Source organism: Variovorax terrae, assembly GCF_022809125.1.
Classification (GTDB): Bacteria; Pseudomonadota; Gammaproteobacteria; order Burkholderiales; family Burkholderiaceae_C; genus Variovorax_A; species Variovorax_A terrae.
In genome coordinates, this window is the sequence record NZ_JALGBI010000001.1 from 2,958,545 (window position 1) to 2,980,182 (window position 21,638).

Genomic DNA, 21,638 nt, shown 5'->3' on the forward strand with positions numbered 1-21,638 from the left:
TTTCCCCGTTCTGACACTTAAAGCTGACATGAAAAACTTTGCTCTCATCGGTGCGGCTGGTTATATCGCCCCTCGCCATATGCAGGCTATCCAAGCCACGCACAACGACTTGGTCGCGGTTCTCGACCCCAATGACTCTGTCGGGATTATTGACAGCTACTTTCCCAATGCTGACTTCTTCACTGAATTCGAGCGATTTGATCGGCATATCGACAAGCTGCATCGTGGCAACCATGACAAGCGCGTGAGCTATGTGTCGATCTGCTCTCCCAACTACCTGCACGATTCGCACATGCGCTTCGCTCTACGCGCTGGAGCCGATGCCATTTGCGAAAAACCCTTGGTGCTCAACCCGTGGAATATCGATGGCCTACTCGAAATCGAACAAGCCACGGGTAAGAAAATCAATACCATCCTGCAACTCCGCGTGCACCCCGCCATTGTCGCCCTGCGAGAGAAGGTGCAATCTGAAAAGCGGAATACCAAGCACGAGGTAGACCTAGCCTACATCACCTCGCGTGGCCACTGGTACCTGCAATCGTGGAAGGGCGACATCAAGAAATCTGGTGGTATCGCGACTAACATCGGGGTGCATTTCTTCGACATGCTCCACTTCATCTTTGGCAACCTCCAAAACAACGTGGTGCACTACACATCCGACACCAGAGCGGCTGGATACCTTGAATACGAGAATGCACGCGTACGCTGGTTCCTGTCTGTCGATGTGCAAGATGTACCCGCCACTCAATTGCAAGCAGGCCAGCGGACCTATCGCTCCATCACCATAGACGGTCAGGAAATCGAGTTTTCTGGCGGTTTTACCGACCTGCACGTCCGCAGCTACGAAGAAATTCTTGCGGGCCGAGGCTTTGGCCTAGAAGCCAATCGAACAGCCATTGAAACCGTAGCCAGCATTCGCCATGCCAAGCCCACCGGCATGCAAGGGGATCATCACCCGTTCCTCAACCATTTGATGGTGTGATGTCCTACTCCGTCCATCCCAGCGCCATTATTGACGAAGGAGCCCGAATCGGAGAAGGCTCACGGATCTGGCATTTCGTTCACGTCTGCGCCGGAGCTCGCATCGGCAAAGAGGTGTCTCTTGGGCAGAATGTCTTCATCGCCAACAAGGTCATCATTGGCGACCGCTGCAAAATTCAGAACAACGTCAGTGTTTACGACAACGTCACGATTGAGGACGGAGTGTTCTGCGGACCTAGTATGGTTTTTACCAACGTCTATAACCCGCGAGCCTTGGTTGAACGCAAAAACGAGTACCGCGACACGTTGGTTAAACGAGGCGCCACCCTTGGAGCCAATTGCACCATTGTCTGTGGCACAACCATAGGCGAATACGCCTTTGTTGGCGCTGGCGCAGTGGTTAACAGAAATGTGCCCTCGTATGCCCTCGTGGTGGGCGTCTCTGCCCATCAGATTGGCTGGATGAGCGAATTTGGCGAGCGGCTTGAACTACCGCTGCGCGGCGAAGGCAAGGTCATCTGCAAACATACGGGTGCCTCCTACATTTTAAGTGGCACCACACTAGTCAAACTACCCACATAAACCTATGATTGAGTTCATTGATCTTAAAACTCAGCAAGCACGCATCAAGGAGCAGATCGACGCTGCAATCCAGCGGGTATTGGCCCATGGTCAATACATCTTGGGACCCGAGGTGAGCGAGCTAGAGGAAAAGCTGGCGGCTTACACGGGTGCCAAATACTGCATCTCGGTCGCCAACGGCACTGATGCACTTCAGATAGCGCAAATGGCCCTGGGCATCGGTCCAGGCGATGAAGTCATTACCCCCGGCTTTACTTACATTGCCACCGCAGAAACTGTCGCTTTGCTCGGCGCCAGACCTGTGTATGTAGATATTGACCCTCGAACCTACAACCTGGACCCCGCCTTATTGCAAGCGGCGATTACCCCTCGGACCAGAGCAATCATCCCGGTCAGCCTGTATGGTCAATGCGCCGACTTTGACGTCATCAACGCAATTGCCGAACGGCACGGAATTCCTGTCATTGAAGACGCTGCACAGAGTTTCGGTGCAACATACAAAGGACGCAAAAGCTGCAATCTCTCAACCATCGCCTGCGCGAGCTTTTTCCCCAGCAAACCACTAGGCTGCTACGGAGATGGCGGAGCCATTTTCACGAACAATGATTTCCTTGCAAAAAAAATAAGACAAATAGCACGCCATGGGCAGGATCGCCGATACCACCACGTCTGCGTCGGTGTTAATAGTCGACTAGATACAATTCAAGCCGCAGTTTTACTGTCGAAGCTGGAAATATTTGACGAAGAAATCGCTGCCCGGCAAAAAGTAGCCACAGAATACAGCAATCAACTCAAACAGGCAAATATTGAAGCCACCCCGTATATTGAACCATATAATAAAAGTACTTATGCTCAATATACAATTCGTGTCAAGAGCAGAGAACTCCTGCAGGAGCGCCTGAAATTAGCTGGTGTACCAACTGTGGTTCATTATCCCCTTCCATTGAATAAGCAACCGGCAGTGGAAGACAAAGAAATCGATCTTCCAGTAGGTGATACAGCAGCAGAGCAGGTACTTAGTTTACCCATGCATCCCTATTTGAACGAAAAAGATCAAACCCGGATCGTGGCGGCCATTTGCTAGATTGCCTTCAAATCACCTTCTCGATTGCAATCAGGAAAATCTCGTAAGTCATATCATGCACAGCAATCCATAGTCAGCCATTTTCATAAGAGTTTGAGAATCAATTATAAGCATGCGGAAGATTATTACAATTGTTGGTGCTCGCCCTCAGCTTGTCAAGGCAGCGGCGCTATCGCGCGCTCTTGCTGCGCGCGCTGTATTTCAAGAAGTAATTATTCACACAGGTCAGCATTATGATGAAAATATGTCAGATATTTTCTTCAAGCAAATGCACATTCCTACGCCCCACTACAATTTAGGAATTGGAGGAGGAAGTCACGGAGAAATGACAGGGCGACAGCTGGAAAAAATTGAAGCGCTAATAATCAAAGAAAAACCCGAGTTAATGGTAGTTTACGGAGATACCAATTCAACGCTTGCAGGAGCGCTGGCGGCAGTGAAACTCCAAATACCTATTGCTCATGTAGAGGCAGGGCTAAGATCTTTCAATCGAAAAATGCCAGAAGAGATTAACCGGATAGTAACCGATCATATATCAGATATACTATTTGCCCCGACAGATAAAGCACGGAAAAACCTGGAATCTGAAGGAAGGCCCCAAAACTCTATCCACATTGTTGGTGACGTCATGTATGACGCCGCCATTTTCTACGCAAAACTCTCTAAGATGCCGGAAAAGCTCGAAGGCATCTCAAGAGACAAATTTATACTCTGCACTATTCATCGAGCTGAGAATACGGATGATCCATCTCGCCTCCGGTCCATCTTTGAAGGATTAGGAAGCATCGATGCACTTGTGGTGCTCCCACTCCACCCAAGAACGAGGAAAAAATTGAATGAATTTGGCATTCCAATTCCTCGCAATGTTTATATTATGGAGCCAGTTGGTTATTTGGAAATGATCTGGCTTGAGCAAAACTGCAAACTAATAGTCACGGATTCAGGAGGTGTTCAAAAAGAAGCCTACTTTCATCAAAAACCGTGCATTACTCTTAGAGATGAGACTGAGTGGACAGAGCTTGTTGACATTGGTATTAATACATTGACAGGAGCATCATCCGAGAAAATTTCAAAAGCATTATTGAATTCAAATTTTGATGAGGATTTATTCGCTCAGAAGCCATATGGAGATGGGAATTCAGCAACAAAAATCGCAGCAATACTTGAAGAATTTCGGTAAGCGATTTTAATGTGAATTGAGAAATTCTCTCAAAAACTCTTGAGGTGAAAATCTCCATGCACTCCGATATTGATTTGAAATACACTTAAGAAAATGGAAATATCAAAGCAGTGTTGTGAGACGGTAGCTATTAGAACGAAAACCGAGAACATAGCACAGAGCTTTACCAATTCAATCTTTGAAGAGTCGTGGTGGCTAGATGCTGTTGCCCCCGGCCGCTGGGGAAAAGCAGAGATAAAAAGCAATGGCAGCAGCATTGCAATATTGCCTTATGTCCAAGATAAAACAGGCCCATTTCGACTAATTCGAATGCCTTCCTTGACACAAACCCTGGGTCCATGGATTAGCGAAAAAATCAGGGTGAACACAGCAAGCTCAAAAGAGGCTGCAGTGATAGATGAGCTTGTAGGAATGCTTCCTAAGCACGATTACTTCATGCAACGCATGCATCATTCATTTTCGAACTGGCTACCGTTATATTGGCAAAATTTTGAGCAGACAACTTTATATACATACATCATTAGAGAGCAAGAAACAAAAGATCTTGTTTTCAAAAACATGCAACCGAGAATAAAAAATGCAATAAAGAAGTGGGAGCATGAAGGTGGAGTTTCTGTTTTTCAGAGCGACGACATTGAGCAATTTTTGATTTTGCATGAAAAGACTTTTTTACGGCAAGGCAGATCTTTACCGTACAGAAAAGATCTAGTACGACGCCTTGATACCGCATGCGCAGCACGCGGAGCAAGAAAAATTTATTTTGGAAAAGACTCACAGGGAAATATTCATGCTGCAGCGTATATAGTTAATGATGCGAACTATAGCTATTATTTGATGTCAGGATCTGATCCTCTTCTACGAGAAAGTAATGCTCTCACTTTCTGCTTATGGGAAGCAATTAAAGGTGCCCTAGATGGGGGACGGAAGTTTGATTTCGAAGGTTCAATGATAAAGCCCATCGAGTTTTATTTTCGCGGCTTTGGTCCATCACGTACCGCTTATTCAAAAATATGGAAACACAAGAATAACTTTACCAAAGCACTCTACAACATTCGCTCAACACTTCGCAGATAGCCTTTCTAGAATTGAATGAGAGACAATTGAAAAAAAGCACGTTCTCTCGAGACTTTAAAATACTGTTCTCCGGAAATATCGGAGCTCATGGCATCAGTTTTCTATTCGCAACCTTGGTAGCCAGGCTTTATCCGCCGGAAAGGTTTGCAGATTTAGGGCTATTCGTATCGATAACAACCATATTATCGATGCTCTTTACGGCGCGCCTGGAATTTGCCGTAGTCACCAGTCAAAGCGATGAAAAAGCTGAGACACTGTGCCGAACAGGCATTGCATTCTCGGCAATAGGTGCGGTACTAGTTACTGCGGGAATGGCCATAGCTTTCCTCCTGGGCCATCTACCTTCATGGATGATTTTTGCTGGGTTTTCTGCTTTTTTTCTATCTAGCACGAAATTTTTTACCCAACTAGCTAGCCGCAAGGGCATGTACAGTGTTTTAGCTCACAATAAATTTATCGTAGCCTTTCTCACAAACATCGTTCAATGCCTCTTATTCTTTGCTAGCGTAGGTTTGGTGGCTGGCTATTTCTTGGGAACCTATGTATCCCAGATGATCCTGGCTCGGAAAATCACGCTTGAAAAATTACCCTTTCAGCGATCTACCTTCCTGAACAATATTAGAACAAGCTTCAAAGAGAACTTGAATTTCGCCAAATATGATCTTCCAGCCGATATAATTAACTTTGCATCAAGCCAGACTCCGATCTTTCTCCTTCCATTATATTACGGAAGTACATTGGCGGGACTTTATGTTTTTGTTGACAGAGTATTTTCGGCACCGGCCTCATTGATAGGAGCTTCGGTTAGCCAGATTTTTTTTGAGCGCGCGACAAAGGCATATGCTGCAGATAAGCCAGCACTAAAATTCCTTACAATTAGCATTTATAACCGCATCGCAGGCTTAGGGTTATGCTTCACAGTCATAATATTATTGTTGGGGCCAAATATATTTCAACTTTTGTTTGGAGCGAACTGGGTTGAAGCAGGCAGACTAGCTGCAGCACTAGTTTCCTTGGTTGTTCTATCTTTAGCTACCTCTCCATTATCCATGCTTTTTGCGGTAACAGGACGACAAAGAGAGCTGCTTATTTATAATGTGATTGTAGCCGCATCGAGATTTCTATCTATATTAATTCCATGGTTTTTTACCAAAGATTTTTACTTCACCATTATTATCTATGCAGCCGCGAATTTCTTCCTGAGGCTATTAATGGGATGGCGAAGTTTGACGATAATTGATGTTCATCTTTTCAAGGCAAAAAGAACACTCGCCATCACTGCGGCTTTAGTTGCAGCCGAGGTTGCAAGTATTTTTATTTTTTCTTGAAGCGCATTTTCCTTGTTTTGGAAGAGTTACTTTGAAAAGCAAAATCCGCTGTCTTCTGAAATCGCCTCCAGGATGTATTCCAGAAAAGATTTACATAGCAAAGCTAATTTTTTATGAATATCTTGGAATTGATGTCGATTTTCAATCGTCAGAAGAAAAAAAATCATTCGAATTAAATATACTATTCGACGATAAGACTTATAGCCTTGAATTCCTTGATTCCTTTTTCAAAAAAGCCAGCTCGGCCTGGCTCGAGCCTGCAACACTGCCTGATTCATGCACTTGGATAAAAACAAATGAAATTCAAGGTGAGGAAATATGGATTCCTATTTTTCATACAACTGACGATGCGGCTTTTTGGAAGAGTAAAGAGCATCTGACCAGCTCTGATATTGATATATTCGGATTATCCTTCTTTTTCCTCAGCCGCTATGAGGAGGCTGTTCGCACGAGTTCTCGAGATGAATTTGGCCGCTTTTGCTTTGAAAAATCTCTGAGCAAGCGAACTGGCACTGCCAACAAGCCGGTAGTAAATATGTATATCGATTTTCTGGCAAAGCTGATAGAGCAGATCACACATTATCCGCTAGAAAAATATAGAAAATTGGCTTTTGAAGTAATTCCTTCTCACGATGTTGACTCGCCATTTTCCCCTTCAATAAGAACACCTTATTGGCTTCTCAGAACCTTAGGGAAAAATCTAATCCGAGACCGCTCTACAGAGAAATTTTATGCGACAGCTCGTACTGCATATAAAAGCAGTTTCAACCAAAAAAACGACCCTTATAACAGCTTTAGCAAGATCGTAAAAATAGATGCAAATGCCGGAGTGAAAGGGAGATATTTCTTTATCAGTGGCAGGACAGGAAAAAAGGTCAATGATGGCTACTACCACATCGAGGAAGAGCGAATAAAGAGATTACTTCAGGAATTGCATTTTGAGGGGCAGGAAATTGGCCTGCACCCAAGCTTTAATACGTATCTGAACCCTAGCGCCATCGATTCTGAGTTTAGCCGACTAAAGAGATTATGTGAAAATCTATCAATTCGACAGGATTACTGGGGAGGTAGGCAGCATATTCTTCGATGGCAATGCCCAGATACATGGCGACACTGGGCAACGGCAAGGCTTGACTATGATTCAACCCTCGGCTTTGCTGATAGACCTGGCTTTCGATGTGGCATATGTTATCCCTATCGGGTATATGATCTGATTGAAAGACGTGAGTTAACCTTGATAGAGCAGCCGCTGATTTTAATGGAATGCTCTCTTATTGATTCTCGCTATATGAATTTGGGTTGTAGTGATGCAGCATTCGAGGAGGTTCAAAACCTGCGAAATGAATGCAAAAAATTTCGAGGACAATTTACCGTTCTTTGGCACAATCATCGTTATGTTTCTGAAGAAGAAGTGAATTTGTATAAATTTGCACTGTCTGGAAAATAAATTTTGATCTGCATTGAGAAAACCGAGACACTTTAAACGTTAGTCGTCCGACGATTCAACCTCTGGAAAGGGGTACAGGAAAAGTCGTAAGACGCAGTTGTTTTTCAGTCGAGTAGATCGTGGCCGTGCTCAAGCAGGTCGAACTCTGCCTAGTGGTGGCAAACGCGTGCCGCAAGATGCGGTATCAGCGAAAAGATCTTTTACCGCAGGAAAAAGCAGTGCAGCAGCCTGGAGTTTGACCAGGCGAGAGCTCCAGCAATGACAGGAGGAGAACGCGCGGCTCAAGGAGCTCGCGGCCGACCTCATCTCGTAACCGTATTTGATGTGTTCACTTGCGAAGCCCTGGCAGTACGTGCCGGCCATCGACTCAAAGGCGAACATGCTATCGAGAGTGTTGAACCATCGCGATGCCACGGCCTTCGTGGGCAACGGTAAGGAGTTCACGGGTCGATTGTGGCACGTGCGCGACGAGTGCTTGAATGTGAAAATTGGTTTGCCTCATTGACTGAGGCGCAGAAGCTTCTGGAGACTTGACGGCAGGCCTACGACGAGAGTCATCCTCACAGAGTGCACTCAATGACCTGACGCCAGCCGACATGCGCGTAATATCAAAGAGATGGGGTCTGCGTCATGACACCACACTAGCCGGGGCTAGCACACTCGGGGGCCCTCGAAGAACCACAGCCGAATCAGCCCGCCCTAGAGTGGATTGTGATAGCTGCCGCAGGAGCGCCCCACAAGCCTGCACGCGTGTCGCTCGCTCAGGTCGCATTTCTCGATCATGGTGGAGACGGCAAGCCCGTTTGGCTTGCGGGACCATCGCTTTACCCAAAAGCCATATGCATATTCAGCGCGTGGATGCCCAGATGCACTTCGGCCAACAGATTCTTGAGCTTGTTGTTCTCCGCCTCGAACTCACTCTAGCGCTAGGCGTGGGGCACGCCCATGCCGCCGTACTTGTGGCGCGCCATTTGTAGAATAGTCGCACCTTTAAAGCCGCCCTTGCGGCACAGATCTTTGATTGGCGCCGAACTCAGCCTGCTTGATAGACCCGATGATCTACTCCTCGGTGTATCAGCTCTTTCTCATCTCCATCATTCTTCAAATTGACGGACTTCAATGTCACGACGTTGGTACGACTGGAAAGAGGTAGATCAATATAAGATGCCCCCAATTTCTATTTTTTGAGGAATAAGAGACCGAGGAGGTTTCCCGAGCACTAAATCGCTAGTTAAGCTTCAGGAATGAGTTCTTGATAAACAGCCAAGGTTTGCTTGATTATTATTTTTTCATCAAACTCTTGCAGAGCTTTTTCTTTCGCCGCCCGACCAAGCTCGGTTGCAAGTACAGGGTTCTCCACCAGCCGTACAATCGCGCTCTCAAGCGCACCTATATCGCGAGCAGGAACCAAAAGGCCAGTCACCTCATGCGTTACAACATCTCGGCAACCAGGAACATCTGTCGTTATGAGTGGAATTCCACATGCAGCAGCCTCAATCAATGTCTTAGGTAGCCCTTCTCGGTAGCTTGGCAACACCATTAAATCTACGGAAGACAGAAGCAAAGGCATATCTTCAACATGGCCCAGCCATTCGACGGTTTGATTCTTCATCCACTTTTCTATTATCTCTGCTGATACTGCAGCAGGATTTCCGAGATCAGGAGCGCCAGCAAGTAAAAACTGGATTGGAAAATTCTTTTTCTTCAAAGACTCAGCCACTGCTACATATTCAGATACTCCCTTGTCCCATAATATTCGAGCAGCCAATAAAACACGAGTGGGTCCACTTCGCACATGCGGCCGAAAATCTGAAAACCGGGAGCAATCTACACCCGAGCCCAATATAAGCCTGATGTAGGATTGGTCGATAATTGAAGATTTTTTAAAAATAGAGACATCATCCGGGTTCTGGAGGATGAGTCTCGAGCCTTGCCCTCCCAAGGCAAATTTCATCAGCAAGCGTACAAAGGGGCGGAGTACCTTAGCTTGAATTCCATTGTTTGTAAAAACATAACCCAGCCCCGCAACAGCACTTACACGCGCTGAAATTCCTGCGGCTCGACCTGCCAGCGAGCAATATACAGCGCACTTAATGGTAAATCCATGTATTAGATCAAAATTCTCATTTTTAATCAATCGCCATAGCCAGAAGATGAGTAGCAATTCTTTGAAGGGATTAAGGCTCCGCCGCGCCATTGGAGCAGAAATCCATCTAAATCCCATTGCTTTTAATTTTTCACTATATAAACCGGCCGGGGATATAAGAATTACGTCATACCCAGCATCTTTTAGGGATTGTGCCAAGGATCGGCGAAAATTATAAAGATACCAATCCGTATTGGCAAACAGAGCTATCCGCATGATTGATATTTCACCAAAAATCAGCTACCTTGATGATTATTTCTTCCAGCGAAAAACAGCACTGCCAGATAAATCCAAAATATGCTAAATCGAAATCCATTATGGGCAATTCCGTAAAGCACAAATGGAAACATCAATGATGATGCAATCACCAAGCCCCAAGCCTTTAGAAGTCGAAAAAAAAGGCCTCCAATCAATACGAGGAATAGGCCAAAGCCAACGATGCCGTATGATATTATCAAATTACCAAAAGTTGAGTGAACTTCAAAACCAATTGTATTTAAAGCAAAACCTTCTCCCCAGCCATATATCAACCTGATATCAGGGTTAAATAGTATTTGATATCCTCGCCCTTCCAAGGAATCATCACTATCGTGGCCAATGTCTGCAAGACGTTGAATAAATTTAAATTGCTCAAAATCAGCGTGCTGCAATAAAGCAATCACGAAAACAGCCAATAGAGCAAAAATCAACAAATTAGAAAGAGATCTTCTCAGCCGTGTCAAGATGCCCAAATAAATTACGATGGAAACCATCGCTGCTTTGGAAAGCGACAAGACTGCCAGAAAAAAAGCAGCCGTCAATATAAATAAAAAAGTTACCCTTGAGCATCGGCCAAGCACGAATAAAACCGAGCCTAAGCCCGCAATGCAAACTGCATAATATCCTAACTGATTTGGGTTGTTAAAAGTTCCTACGTTTCGATATGTGTCATCAGCCCCAACGACAAGAGAAAACCCTAATACAAAAACACCAATCAAAGATATAGCAACGCTAACAATCACTCCACCTTTAAGAGCCTTCAACGTATCATCACTGTAAAGAACAAGCTGCCGATAGACTGAGTAAAATATCAACGCATTGAAAACTACATATGCAGCCGGAGCGAGCACTGAAGGATTTTCTGATATCGAATAAAAAGATTGTCTAGATACCACAAACCATACTAGCACCCAGAGAGGAATTAAAGATAAGATTTGCCTTTTTGATAGGCCATTTAAAATCAATGCCCAGATAGAAAAAACCAGTAATACCAGATGACTGGCCTGAGGTAATCCGCTGGGTAGCAAATATATAGGGAATAGAGAGACGCCCAATGCTAACAAGAGGCACGATATTTTCTGCGCGCTCATGCATCCGCACGCTCTTTAGCGCGGTCAAGAATAGCTTGCTCAATTAGCCGCAATTCTTTTTCAACGCGCACCTCCCAAGAGGTCAGAAAGCCTTTGACAAAATCTCGTCCATCAGCGGCCATTTTTCTCAGATGACCGGGATCTTCTAATACTCTGCTCAGAGCGCTCACAATTTCGTCTAGATTCTTGTCGACATTCACAATCAATGGGCCTTTTCCTTCTAAAACCAATTGAGTATCGCCAGTACTCCTCGCTATAACAGGGCGCCCAGACAACATAACTTCCCACAGGGAATTCCCTAAATTGCTCGCATCATAAAGAAACAAAAAAACATCGCAAGATGCCAGAGCATTTATATAAGTATCTCCTCCGACATGGCCTAGGAATTTAATATGCTCTGAGATATTTTCCGTGGTGGCCAAGGCACGCAGCTTTTGTTCATCTTCGCCTCCTCCAATGAAGAGCAGCTCAGCAGAGATTTCTGGGTGAAGAGCCTTGAATCTAGAGAACGCCTGAATAGCTAAATCTTGCCGCTTCCACCATGAAAGGCGCCCGACATAGCCTATGGTCAGTTTATTTTTCTTGAGACCTAATGGGATCGAGGTTTTCAAAAGCTCATTTAAAAACCCAGTTTCGATGCCATTGAACAATTGATGGACTTTTTTTTCAATGCGAAGATGCTTCGCCAATATTTGAAACTTAGTTCCATCATTAGTGACAATGACCAAATCCCCTGAGAATTTGGCAGCCAAGTAATCCAAGATATATCGAGTATATATTAACCTCCATTGCCTCAATTCAATTTTCTCCGGAATCAGAGATCCAAAGAGTCGGCTTACGGAGATCACCCCAAAAATACGCCCGAGTAGTGTGGAAATACTCGAGTAATTTGCCATCCCATATATTACCGACGGCCTATTTTTTCCAACTTGCCAAGCTCCAATAATAAATGCATATGCAAGTGCCAAGACTCGAAACGCATGGTGCTGCCTAACTGGAAGTCTGTATAACCTTATTTCTGATCCATTACTCGTTTTTATAGTTTTTGAGACCTCTTTATTGATAATAATGCAGCGAAAGCAATGCTCATTCGAATTTCCTAATATCCCGAGAAAATTGTGAACCCCTGGCATTCCTCGAGGTTGACCACCTTCTATCAACCATGGCCGCAATCCAGTGAACATATCTCCGATCACAAAGATATTCATTATTTATAGAGAAAATTGAGGGATTATTTTGAACTTGAACTCAAGAAATGAATTTTCGGTTAAGCTTTATTTTTTTAGTTTCTATTGCGTACGGCAATTTTGCTCGAAGTGGGCGACATGGGATACCTGCAGCCACAGTATCGGCGGGGATATTTTTCGAAACCACTGATCCAGCACCAATGATAACATTGTCACCAATACATATACCAGGCAAAATGACTGAATTCGCTCCTATCCAAACATTGGAACCGATTTGAACTGGTGAATCGTGAACATGCCTTGAATAATCTTCTTCCGCATGATTGGCTGAGATTATTTTCACTCCGGCCCCAAATTCGACATTTGATCCTATTTTTATCCCATTGTATGCTTGTATATAACACCCCGGAGTATCGCCTGGATCGCACATATACTCTTTTTCAATCTTCTCATGCCCCACTACGGTGCTTGTAAAATGAACTGGCCAAGGGACAGATCTATTGAATCCTACTATCTTCTGCAGGATTCCATATCTCAACAATATTTTAATATTCAGCTGATAGGAATATATTGGCCTATGGTATTTTGGATAGACAAGCCATACAATCCAAGAGAAAAGCAATCTGTCAACCACCCTGATAATTTTTTTTGCACGTGCATTCATTTTCTATTTTCCATCGGTGCAAAGTAACTCAAGGTTCTTGGCATTGACCTAGAGATCCAAAGAAAAGGCCATCATCATGAGGCCGGGTTACGGTATTTGTAATCAATGTAGCGATAGCGCCCATATTTATAACCGTACCCATAGTAGCTTCGGCGGCTCATGTCCATCGCATTGAAAAGAACGCCGTTAGCAGCTTTGCCTGCGTGGGCCAACCGGCGCGTACTTTCGATCAATTCACCCATCGACGATTTGTTGGCCCGCGCCACCAACAACACCGTGCCGGCATGATTGGCCACGGCAGCCGTGTCGGCCGCCACCAACACGGGAGGAGTGTCAATGATGACCAAGTCGTACTGAGATGAAAGATCTTTCAACAAACTGGCAAATGAATCGGACATCATCAATTCGGCTGGATTAGGCGGCATTACCCCCGTCGGCAGAAAATCCAAGTTCTTCAGCACCTCAGGCCGTAATGCTTGCTTCAGCGTCACCCCGCCAGCGATAAGTTCCGACAGGCCTCTTTCGCGAGCAAGTCCAAAGTATTGGTTGATATGGCCTTTACGCAGATCGCCATCGATCAGCAGCGTTTTCTTGCCTGCCGCGGCCATGATGGCAGCAAAGTTGGTAGAGATAAAACTCTTGCCTACCCCAGGTGTCCCTCCGGTAATGAGCACACGATTATTGCCGGCCTCCAACATGGCAAACTGCAGCGCTGTGCGCAAACTGCGCAGGCTTTCAATGGCCGAATCACTTGGATCTTCGCTAGCCAACAGATGTATGCCTGGCATTTTCCCCGCGGCTCGCTGTGCCAACATAGCCTGAGTAGCACTCAACGGAATAGTGGAATACACGTTGAGGCCTGTGTGCGCCTCAATCTCCTGAGGGTTCTTAATGCCACTCAAGTAGATCGTGCGAACCACGGCTGTAACAGCCGCTATCAACAAACCCAGTACCGCCGCGAGCGCCAATACAAGCGCTTTCTTAGGCTTTACTGGATCTTCCGGTACAACGGCGTCATCCAAAAGACGCACATTTCCTACTTTACCTTCCTTGGCTAGCCGCAGTTGAATTGCGCTATTCAGCAGTGATTGATACAAGTCGGTGTTAACTTTGATGTCGCGCTCCATGCGCAGAGCATCTTGTTGCACCACAGGCATTGATTTGATCCTGTCGTTGATCTTTGCAATCTCTTTACTATAGGCGGCTATCTGCGCATCCAGCGTTTGGATGGTGGGATGATTGCCAGTAAAACGGGCTTCCAGATCACGCCGACGCTGCTGTGCCTCCACGAGTTTGGACTGCTGCTCAACCGTTTGAGCAAGCACTGCCTTGGCTTCATCATCCAAGCTGATGGTGCCATGCAAATTTCGGTACTTGCTATAGGTGTCTTCGGAGACTTCCAATTGCTTCTTGAACTGCGGCAACTGTGTATCAAGAAACACCAGTGTTTTTTCCGCTTCAGCAGCCTTGCGATTGATATTCTGCCGTACGTACTGGCGTCCGATCTCGTTGAGCAATACGGTCAACCGCTGAGGATCCGTATCTTGCAGCGTGACATCGATCACACCCGACTGTTTACCCTTTTCGGAAATCTTCAAGTCATCTTGCAGTTTGTCGACAACAGCCAACTTGGAAGAGCGCGATACGCGAAACTGTGCTCCTTCTTTGCCCTCCAATTGAGCTACCAGCAGTTGCACCCTTCCTGCAGATGTCACCTGATCGAGCAGCACGCCCACCGTGCCTTGCAGCGGCTCCGGCAAGTCGGGCTGAGTCAACAGGTACTGACCATGGCCCTTGGCTTCAATGGTGAAAGGCTTTTGTTCCAGTCCAGCAGGCACCTCCATCTGCGGCACCACAATTTTCTCTGCCCCGGAAACAAAACCGCCTAAACCCAGAATACCGGGGGTTGAGAGTTCCTTGGCCTGACGTGACAGCCAGGAGCCAATCAAGGGTGTATAGCGCGGACGCGCGTCGATATAAAGCTTGGTGTTCTCCACCGCCTGATTCAGCACCAGACGCGAGCGCAGAATTTCAATCTCCCCCCCCGCTGGAGTCTTCACCTGCAGGAAGCTAGCCGCCGCATCACCTAAAAAACTCTTGGCCGAGTTGTCCGAATCTTCCACCTGGATCAACAGGTTGGTCTCATACACCGGCCGCGCCAAAAAGGCGTAAAGCCCACCCAGCACAACGGCCACGGCCGTGATGCCGGCTATCAGCCAACGGTTGTCAAGAAAAATATCCAGGTACTCAGCAAGATTGATTTCGTCGTCTGCATCCGCTGGCATGGTCATCGGTGCATTGGGGGGGATTGGCGGATTCATCAATGAGAGTTGTTCTAGGTTATTCAAAGTCGAGCGATGCGGCTCAACCAGTCGCTCACACCCTGGTCAATTAAAGTCAGCGATTGCTCGAATGCGGCCTGCGGCTGCCGGTAGGGGTCAGGCACGTCCTGCTTCGCGTGTTCGCAGAGGCGAAACACCTTGCCGCAAGTGAAGGGGTATTTTTCTTCCAGATACCGCCGCTGCTCATTGTCCATGACGAAGATGATGTCGGCCTGCTGGCACATCTCGCGCATCACCTGCCTAGCGCGATGATCTTCGATGCTGATGCCTCTGCGCTGCATCAATTCACGGGCCAAGGCATCGGCGCGCTCGCCAATCAATGCTCCCGTGCCTGCTGAGGCCACAGCCATGTGAGGTAGTGCAGCCGCCAACAAGCCTTCAGCCATAGGACTGCGGCAGATATTGCCAATGCAAACGGTCAAAATGGACTGCATCACCGGAATGTGTTGTTGACCCCGCTGGTCAGTTGAGCCGTGGGCAAGATCAAGTTGATGATGCGGCTCCACTGCACGAGAGGTACAGGGTCGACATACACTACGTCCTTAGGCTTGAGCGCAAAGCCATCGGCCATTGCCAATGCGGTGGCAGTCTTGGCGTCCAGATGGAAGATGGCCGGCTGTCCCTGGTCGTTGTTACGAATCACATAAACCTGCCGTGGGTTGGCCGTATTGGGGTTCACGCCTCCAACCTCACCCAGAGCATCATTGAGCGTCAGGCGACTGTTTCGCATCAGCACAGCCGACGGGCGCAGTACCTCGCCCATGACATACACTTTGCTTTCCTCTCGTGATTTGACCGTCACCATGTCCCCACTCCGCAGGACAATCTTGTTCGGATCAACGCCCATATCCAGCAAGGCCATCAAATTGACAGGCACCGTCTTGTCGGCGCGGGTCACAGAAACCAGCGAACGATCCCCTGCAGGTGTCACACCGCCGGCACGGTTGATGGCCTCCGGCAACGTCATGGGCATATCCGTAAAAACCTGCAACCCCGGATTGCGTACTTCGCCATCTACATAAACCCGCTTGCTGCGGAATGCCTGGATCCGCACGGCCACTTGAGGATCCTTGTAGACGCGGGCCAGTTTGACTGTGAGCTCCTGCTGTATTTCCAACTCGGTCTTGCCCGCTGCCACAATCAAACCGGCATATGGAAAGCTGATCTGCCCCGAGGCGGGAACGATGATTCCGGGCGCTGGAGCGATGCCCGTCGGATCTCCAGCAAACGGAGTCACCGGCGTAGTTACCCCAGCCCCCTGCATCAGTTCAGGATGATCGAACACGGTAATGCCGAGAACGTCGCCGGGCCCAATTTTGTAGTAATCGGGCTCCCCAAACAGTTGCTTCACTTCGGGTGACAAGTTGCGAGGTTTGACGTTGCTCTGGGCCTGTATCAGGCTGGGCGTGATGGGGATGATCACGCCCTCGGGGGGATTGTCTACATCCGACGGCACGTACTGCCCTAGCGTCACGCTGGTGCGCAGCCCGGGATCGGTGTAGTCAAAGCCAGGAGCCGTTACCACCGCGCAACCGGGCAGAAGGCTAGCCATGGCGGCACTGGCAATGATGCGACCACTCAGCCTGACCATGCCCTGACGGATGGATTTCGAAAGACGCACCATGGGAATAAGACACCTCTTCTCGGCCAGCGGCCTGAGCCCAAAACAACAACTCGCTATTCTCGGCGAACTCGTGATCATTTCCATTTGAAACAAACGCATCTTTCGTGTATTAGTTCCGACCCGCATCCCGGATGCGGCGCATATTGTCTTCAAAGTACAAGAGGCTGGCGCGGTCCGAATTGAAGTTGGCATTCAGCGAGGTCAGCCCCGGCGTCACGCCGTAACCTGGCGTGACGAAATTAGCCGACTGCCCTACCGTGGTTTCGATGCCGTAAGACCACCGCGGCGCGCCAGTGATCTGCACAGGGCCGGTGGGCGACATGTCTTTGCGCGGGCCAATGGGAATCGAGATTTCGATGCCCACGAACGACCGGGAACCGGCAGCATTGTCGAACTTGGTTCGGCGGTAGTACAAACTCACTGCTGTATCAGCAAACCATTGGCGCATGCCCAACTGCACGCCCCTGTCGTTGTACATGAACTGCCCCCCTGTGGCTTCCAGATAGGTTCTTGTTTGGGCCACATTGTAGCGGTAGCTTCCCAGCAGGAGCTTCGCGGTGTCGGGCTCGAGCACGCTGGGACCATAGGGGATCGCACTGGGAGTGGAGCGGACGAAACGGCCGGCCTCCAGCCCGAAGCGATGCCGGCCCTCGCCCGGCTCCCAGCGCAACTCTGCGTCCACGCCCTTGTACTGCGGATTGATCTTGCCGGCGCTGACCTGGGCTGTCAGCGCGTACAAGCCCAGGCGCGTGGCTTGCACGGGGTCGGCCCCCAGCCATTTCTCGAGCGGAATCCGAAGAGCCTGGCTCAGGACGGCGCGGTCCATGCCGCTCTGGAGACGCCTGTCGGCAAACACACCGCCCGGCTCGTAATTGCGCGAGTTCGACACGGGCGAGGTGTAGCGCACCTCGCCATAGGCACCTACCCACAACGGCATCTGGAAGGCCGTTCTGACACCCAGCGAATAGTCGAACACGCCGTATTCCTGCGCCACGGCGCTGCGCAGCACAGGGGAGAGGCCCACTCGCAGTGTATGGTTGCTCGGCGCCAGCCCGTTCACCACCCATTGCACGCCTTGCAGCAGCCGATCCATGTCAGTGGTGCCTGGCGTCATGAGCTGGCCAGCGGTGCAGGTTGCGCTCTCCCCGGCGATCCACTGGCGCAGGCAATCCGTCTGCCCACTCACAGCCACCAACGGAAGCTGCCGCTGCGTGAGCACCAGCCGGTAGCCCGCGCGGGCCGGGGCCAGCTCACGGGCCACCACGCCGAGCGCCACGCCCAGGGCATCAAGGGAATTCCAGTTGTAGGTGGCGTTGTTGGCCTTGACCGCGATGCCGCCATCGGGCAGGCGTCCCACCTGAATATCCTCCAGCCCCTTGGCGCGCAGGCTTTCCGCCATCGACTGCAGTTGCGGATCCAGCACCGGTGGCGGCGGCACGGGTACATCGCGCTTGTCTGCAACCCCGGCTACGGGAGCCGTGGCCGTCGCTGGGGCTTGCCCGGCGGAAGGCGTCAGCGCCGCGCCGGAGGCAGGCACTTCAGCCGCATAAGTAGGCTCGCGCAACTGACCGGCGGGCAAGGACGCACTCGCTCCGGCAGCACGGGCTCCGGGCAGGCTGGGCACTTTGTAGAGCGGAATATCCAGCCCTACGCTCCACCAGGTACGCTCGGTCACACGGCTGGAGCTCAGGCGAACATTGGCGCCCACATGGGCCTTCCAGCCATCGGGCAACCATGCAGCCGGTGCGTACAGCCGGGCGCCGGCCCAGGTGTTCTTGTCCGAGTATTCCAGATGGGCCTGCAGCCACGGCAAGGGCTGCACCACGGCACTGCCAAACACCCCCTTCAACGGAGAGGCCGGCGCCGTCGCATTGGAGCGCTTGGCCACCCCGGCGCTCAAGCTCACAAAATCCACCGGGTCATAGCTCAGTACGCCATAGTAGGCGCGAAAATGCCCCGTTTGACCGCCTATATCCGAGGCGCCGGCGGCCAGCCTGAACTGGTTGCGGGCATCCAGCCCGATGCCCACCTTGAGATTGGCCGAGAGGTCGCGCGCACCACAGCCTTGCGTGAAGCAATTGTTGTGAATGGTGTTGGAAGCGATGCGGCCTGACAACTCCAGATTGGGCAGAAGCCCAAAGCCCACCACCAGGTTGTGGCCCGCCGGGTTGGCCGCTCCGGGCATCTGGTTGTCATACGCCAGGGCCATCTTTCCCCACCCCAGCAGATGGGCGTTGGGGGTGATGCTCAGCCCGGTGTAGCCCTGGGGCGACATCGATGTGTCCACTGCCAACGCGCCGTGGAAGGTCAAGACAGCAAAGGTTCCAACGAGCAGCTTTGGGCGGTACATAGAAGAAACAGCAACAATGAAAACAGGGCAGCCAAGCTGCCCTGTCGATCGGTTTTAATCTAAAAAATCAAGCGAAACCGTCGATGCCTTCAGGTGCCGCTGGCGCCCGTGGTACCGGTGCCTGGAGCGGGGATCTTCTTGCCTTCGGTGATCGCTGCGTTCGTGACGGCGGTCTTCACCGTTCCATCCGAGTTTTGCAAGACCGGCCCCGTCATGTCCAACACCTTGTCAAGGCCTGTACCGTTGGCAGCGAACACCACAGACTCGAAGGAAGTACCGTTCAGAGCGCTCAAGGTAGCGTCGGCCTGCGCAGGCGTATTACCGGCGGCGATCAGTTGATTGCGAACCACCGTGACAACAGCTGCGCGATAGGTGGCCACAGTTGCAGGCTGGCTCACATTGGTCGCGAATGCAGCGTCCGTTCTGGTTTTGGCCACGAAAGCGTCAATCGACGCCAAACCCGAAGAGGCCAGCACGGAGGTGACCAGCAAATCGGTCAGAGGCGTGAAGTTGGCTACTGCGCCTGAAAACAGGATGCCGCGATAGCTCGTGGCGCCCATTGTGGCCGTGCCGGCGCAGGGATAAACAACCGTACCCGGAGCAATCGTAAAAGTACCATCGGCACCCGTCTTGCCACTCAGACCAAGGCCATTGGCGCAGGTCATGCTCACCGTGGCGCCACCAAGCGCCTTGCCGCTGGCCGCCGTTCCGCTGACCGACACAACGCGAGAAAGATCCGCACTCCCACCACCGCACGCCGCCAGCGATGCTGCGATCGCCGCCGCGGCCGCAAACTTAAGGCCAGTCCTGTTCATTGCGCACTTCATTCACTACCTCCGTAGATGTATCTGGAAAAACCCAATTGAAAAAAATTGTTGCTACCTGACTTTAGCATTGAGAGGGGATAAGGCAAGTGATTTTTGAGACAGCTATGCAGGCACTTTGCAACAAACCAGAGACATAGTTCCGGGAAAACCCCAAAACCCAAGCCAAAAGTTCGCATTGGTTGACATCAGGCCTGCGCCGCCCTCTTCCATGCCTCGGCGGCCACAGCCATGTCTCCGCGCTGCTCGGCCAGTTCGGCCAAGGCGCGCCAGGCGCTGCGATGCAGACCGGCATCCTGCAGGCCTAGCGCAGCGTGGGTGAGCAGTTGCTGCGCCTTGCCCCAGAGCTGGCGCTTCATGCAGGCCATGCCGGCCAAATATTGGAGATTGGCGTCGCGCGGGTTCTTCAGTTGGGCTGATTCGATGCGGGCCAGCCAGGCGGCGTCGACCGAGTCGCGCCCCGCTTCGAGCGCCCGCACCAGCTTCACGCGCAGGTGGTCGCCCAGCGCATCGGGCTGCTCCACCATGCGTTCCCACACCGGCAACAGCCAGGCCCGCGCCACGGCGGCGTCTCCGCCCAGCGTGATCAGGCGCTGGGCGGCCTGGATGGCCAGTTCAGGCATGGCGCGTTCGGCGCCGTCCAGCGTGCTCCAGGTGCGCAGCAATTGGGCCGTGTCGTGTGCGCCGTTGATCAGCTCGGTCGCCAGCCCGCGCACGAGGCTCTGCGCCGCCCCGGCGGAAAACGCGCGGTGCTTGGCCAGCAGGCGCGCGGTTTCGAGCGCTTCCAGCGTCTGGCGGGCCTGGCGCGCGGCCTTGAGGCGGATGCGCAGGGCCAGCGTGCGGCGTGCGGCGCCCTGCGGCAGCTCTTCCAGCCACTTCAGGGCCGTCTGCGGCTCCCGGTCGTCCAGGGCCCAGCGCGCCGCGCGCAGCTGCGCGCCTTCCCGGGCCTCTTGCCCCTCGCGCTGCGAGGTGTGTTCGAGGGCGAGTTTCAAGTGCTCGTCGCGCCCGGCCCGATCCTGCAGGGATTGGGCGCTTTCGGCCGCCAGCAGATGGGCCAGGGCGCGCACCTGCACGGCATTGGCCAGCATTTCACCGGTGGCGTGCAACGATTTTTCCTGGACCAGCGCCGCCTCGGCCGACTTGCGCGAGCGGATGAAACGCCCGGCCAGCAGGTTCGACAGCGCATCTAGCAGCGCGGCATGCATGGCGCGCTCCTTCTGCTGCACGCGCCAGCGCCAGGCCTGGCGCGGCAGATCGAACAATGCCGACAGCGCGCGCAGCGCCGCATACAGCACCACGAAGGCACCAGCCAGCAGCAGCAGCACGAGGTTGAGCGACAGATCGACCCGCCACGGCGGCCAGAACACGGTGATCGTGCCTTGGTTGTTGCCGGCAAACAGCGCGATGGCCACCGCCACGCCAAACAGGGCCAGGAACCACAGAGCCGCGCGCATGTCAGCGCCGGCCCTCAGGGCT

At 50.8% G+C, this 21,638-nt stretch carries 17 protein-coding genes; 7 read left to right on the forward strand and 10 right to left on the reverse strand.

The features are described from left to right. Positions 1-28: 28 nt before the first annotated feature. The 7 genes from MMF98_RS13985 (at position 29) to MMF98_RS14015 (ending at position 7,676) form a co-directional block, all read left to right on the forward strand. Entirely contained in the window at positions 29-982 is a 954-nt protein-coding gene (locus MMF98_RS13985) for a Gfo/Idh/MocA family protein (protein WP_243306929.1), read from the forward strand. Beyond that, a complete protein-coding gene (locus MMF98_RS13990) occupies positions 982-1,563 on the forward strand; it encodes an acyltransferase (RefSeq protein ID WP_243306930.1) in 582 nt (193 codons plus the stop codon). The genes MMF98_RS13985 and MMF98_RS13990 overlap by 1 nt, the downstream gene beginning before the upstream one ends. Positions 1,564-1,567: 4 nt before the next feature. Beyond that, positions 1,568-2,647, forward strand: a complete 1,080-nt coding sequence (locus MMF98_RS13995; RefSeq protein WP_243306931.1) for a DegT/DnrJ/EryC1/StrS family aminotransferase — start codon at positions 1,568-1,570, stop codon at positions 2,645-2,647. 112 nt (positions 2,648-2,759) lie between these two features. Continuing rightward, complete coding sequence (gene wecB / locus MMF98_RS14000; RefSeq protein WP_243306932.1) at positions 2,760-3,827, forward strand: non-hydrolyzing UDP-N-acetylglucosamine 2-epimerase; 1,068 nt, start codon at positions 2,760-2,762, stop codon at positions 3,825-3,827. A gap of 93 nt (positions 3,828-3,920) precedes the next feature. Then, entirely contained in the window at positions 3,921-4,901 is a 981-nt protein-coding gene (locus tag MMF98_RS14005; protein WP_243306933.1) for a GNAT family N-acetyltransferase, read from the forward strand. 26 nt (positions 4,902-4,927) lie between these two features. Then, complete coding sequence (locus MMF98_RS14010; protein WP_243306934.1) at positions 4,928-6,229, forward strand: lipopolysaccharide biosynthesis protein; 1,302 nt, start codon at positions 4,928-4,930, stop codon at positions 6,227-6,229. A gap of 31 nt (positions 6,230-6,260) precedes the next feature. Beyond that, entirely contained in the window at positions 6,261-7,676 is a 1,416-nt protein-coding gene (locus tag MMF98_RS14015; RefSeq protein WP_243306935.1) for a polysaccharide deacetylase family protein, read from the forward strand. Positions 7,677-8,907: 1,231 nt separating this feature from the next. On the opposite strand, the gene MMF98_RS14020 is transcribed toward MMF98_RS14015, so the two are convergent. The 10 genes from MMF98_RS14020 to MMF98_RS14065 form a co-directional block, all read right to left on the reverse strand. Next, entirely contained in the window at positions 8,908-10,038 is a 1,131-nt protein-coding gene (locus MMF98_RS14020) for a glycosyltransferase family 4 protein (RefSeq protein ID WP_243306936.1), read from the reverse strand. A gap of 20 nt (positions 10,039-10,058) precedes the next feature. Next, positions 10,059-11,171, reverse strand: coding sequence for an O-antigen ligase family protein (locus tag MMF98_RS14025; RefSeq protein WP_243306938.1), 1,113 nt, complete (start codon positions 11,169-11,171; stop codon positions 10,059-10,061). Further along, the gene (locus MMF98_RS14030; RefSeq protein ID WP_243306939.1) at positions 11,168-11,932 is read right to left on the reverse strand and encodes a glycosyltransferase family 4 protein; all 765 of its coding nucleotides are present in this window, start codon (positions 11,930-11,932) and stop codon (positions 11,168-11,170) included. Before MMF98_RS14030 ends, MMF98_RS14025 begins: the two co-directional genes overlap by 4 nt. A gap of 487 nt (positions 11,933-12,419) precedes the next feature. Continuing rightward, complete coding sequence (locus MMF98_RS14035; protein WP_243306941.1) at positions 12,420-13,022, reverse strand: acyltransferase; 603 nt, start codon at positions 13,020-13,022, stop codon at positions 12,420-12,422. Between the two features lie 74 nt (positions 13,023-13,096). Then, on the reverse strand, positions 13,097-15,343 hold the full coding sequence (locus MMF98_RS14040; protein ID WP_243306942.1) for a polysaccharide biosynthesis tyrosine autokinase: 2,247 nt from the start codon (positions 15,341-15,343) through the stop codon (positions 13,097-13,099). A gap of 23 nt (positions 15,344-15,366) precedes the next feature. Then, a complete protein-coding gene (locus MMF98_RS14045; RefSeq protein WP_279343571.1) occupies positions 15,367-15,798 on the reverse strand; it encodes a low molecular weight protein-tyrosine-phosphatase in 432 nt (143 codons plus the stop codon). After that, a complete protein-coding gene (locus MMF98_RS14050) occupies positions 15,798-16,988 on the reverse strand; it encodes a polysaccharide biosynthesis/export family protein (RefSeq protein WP_243306945.1) in 1,191 nt (396 codons plus the stop codon). The genes MMF98_RS14045 and MMF98_RS14050 overlap by 1 nt, the downstream gene beginning before the upstream one ends. 109 nt (positions 16,989-17,097) lie before the next feature. Next, complete coding sequence (locus MMF98_RS14055) at positions 17,098-19,299, reverse strand: YjbH domain-containing protein (RefSeq protein ID WP_243306947.1); 2,202 nt, start codon at positions 19,297-19,299, stop codon at positions 17,098-17,100. A 128-nt stretch (positions 19,300-19,427) separates the two neighbouring features. Then, positions 19,428-20,153 carry a hypothetical protein gene (locus tag MMF98_RS14060; protein ID WP_243306949.1) on the reverse strand — a complete coding sequence of 242 codons (726 nt, stop codon included), beginning with the start codon at positions 20,151-20,153 and terminating at the stop codon, positions 19,428-19,430. A gap of 197 nt (positions 20,154-20,350) precedes the next feature. Next, a complete protein-coding gene (locus MMF98_RS14065; RefSeq protein WP_243306950.1) occupies positions 20,351-21,616 on the reverse strand; it encodes a heme biosynthesis protein HemY in 1,266 nt (421 codons plus the stop codon). Positions 21,617-21,638: the final 22 nt, after the last annotated feature.

Bases quoted from the DNA above. Each gene is read 5' to 3' on its own strand.
- MMF98_RS14035 (WP_243306941.1), bottom strand. From the start codon at position 13,022: ATGAATGCACGTGCAAAAAAAATTATCAGGGTGGTTGACAGATTGCTT.
- MMF98_RS14050 (WP_243306945.1), bottom strand. From the start codon at position 16,988: ATGGTGCGTCTTTCGAAATCCATCCGTCAGGGCATGGTCAGGCTGAGT.
- MMF98_RS14060 (WP_243306949.1), bottom strand. From the start codon at position 20,153: ATGAACAGGACTGGCCTTAAGTTTGCGGCCGCGGCGGCGATCGCAGCA.
- MMF98_RS14040 (WP_243306942.1), bottom strand. From the start codon at position 15,343: ATGAATCCGCCAATCCCCCCCAATGCACCGATGACCATGCCAGCGGAT.
- MMF98_RS14025 (WP_243306938.1), bottom strand. From the start codon at position 11,171: ATGAGCGCGCAGAAAATATCGTGCCTCTTGTTAGCATTGGGCGTCTCT.
- MMF98_RS14045 (WP_279343571.1), bottom strand. From the start codon at position 15,798: ATGCAGTCCATTTTGACCGTTTGCATTGGCAATATCTGCCGCAGTCCT.
- MMF98_RS14005 (WP_243306933.1), top strand. From the start codon at position 3,921: ATGGAAATATCAAAGCAGTGTTGTGAGACGGTAGCTATTAGAACGAAA.
- MMF98_RS13995 (WP_243306931.1), top strand. From the start codon at position 1,568: ATGATTGAGTTCATTGATCTTAAAACTCAGCAAGCACGCATCAAGGAG.
- MMF98_RS13990 (WP_243306930.1), top strand. From the start codon at position 982: ATGTCCTACTCCGTCCATCCCAGCGCCATTATTGACGAAGGAGCCCGA.
- MMF98_RS14065 (WP_243306950.1), bottom strand. From the start codon at position 21,616: ATGCGCGCGGCTCTGTGGTTCCTGGCCCTGTTTGGCGTGGCGGTGGCC.
- wecB (WP_243306932.1), top strand. From the start codon at position 2,760: ATGCGGAAGATTATTACAATTGTTGGTGCTCGCCCTCAGCTTGTCAAG.
- MMF98_RS14020 (WP_243306936.1), bottom strand. From the start codon at position 10,038: ATGCGGATAGCTCTGTTTGCCAATACGGATTGGTATCTTTATAATTTT.
- MMF98_RS13985 (WP_243306929.1), top strand. From the start codon at position 29: ATGAAAAACTTTGCTCTCATCGGTGCGGCTGGTTATATCGCCCCTCGC.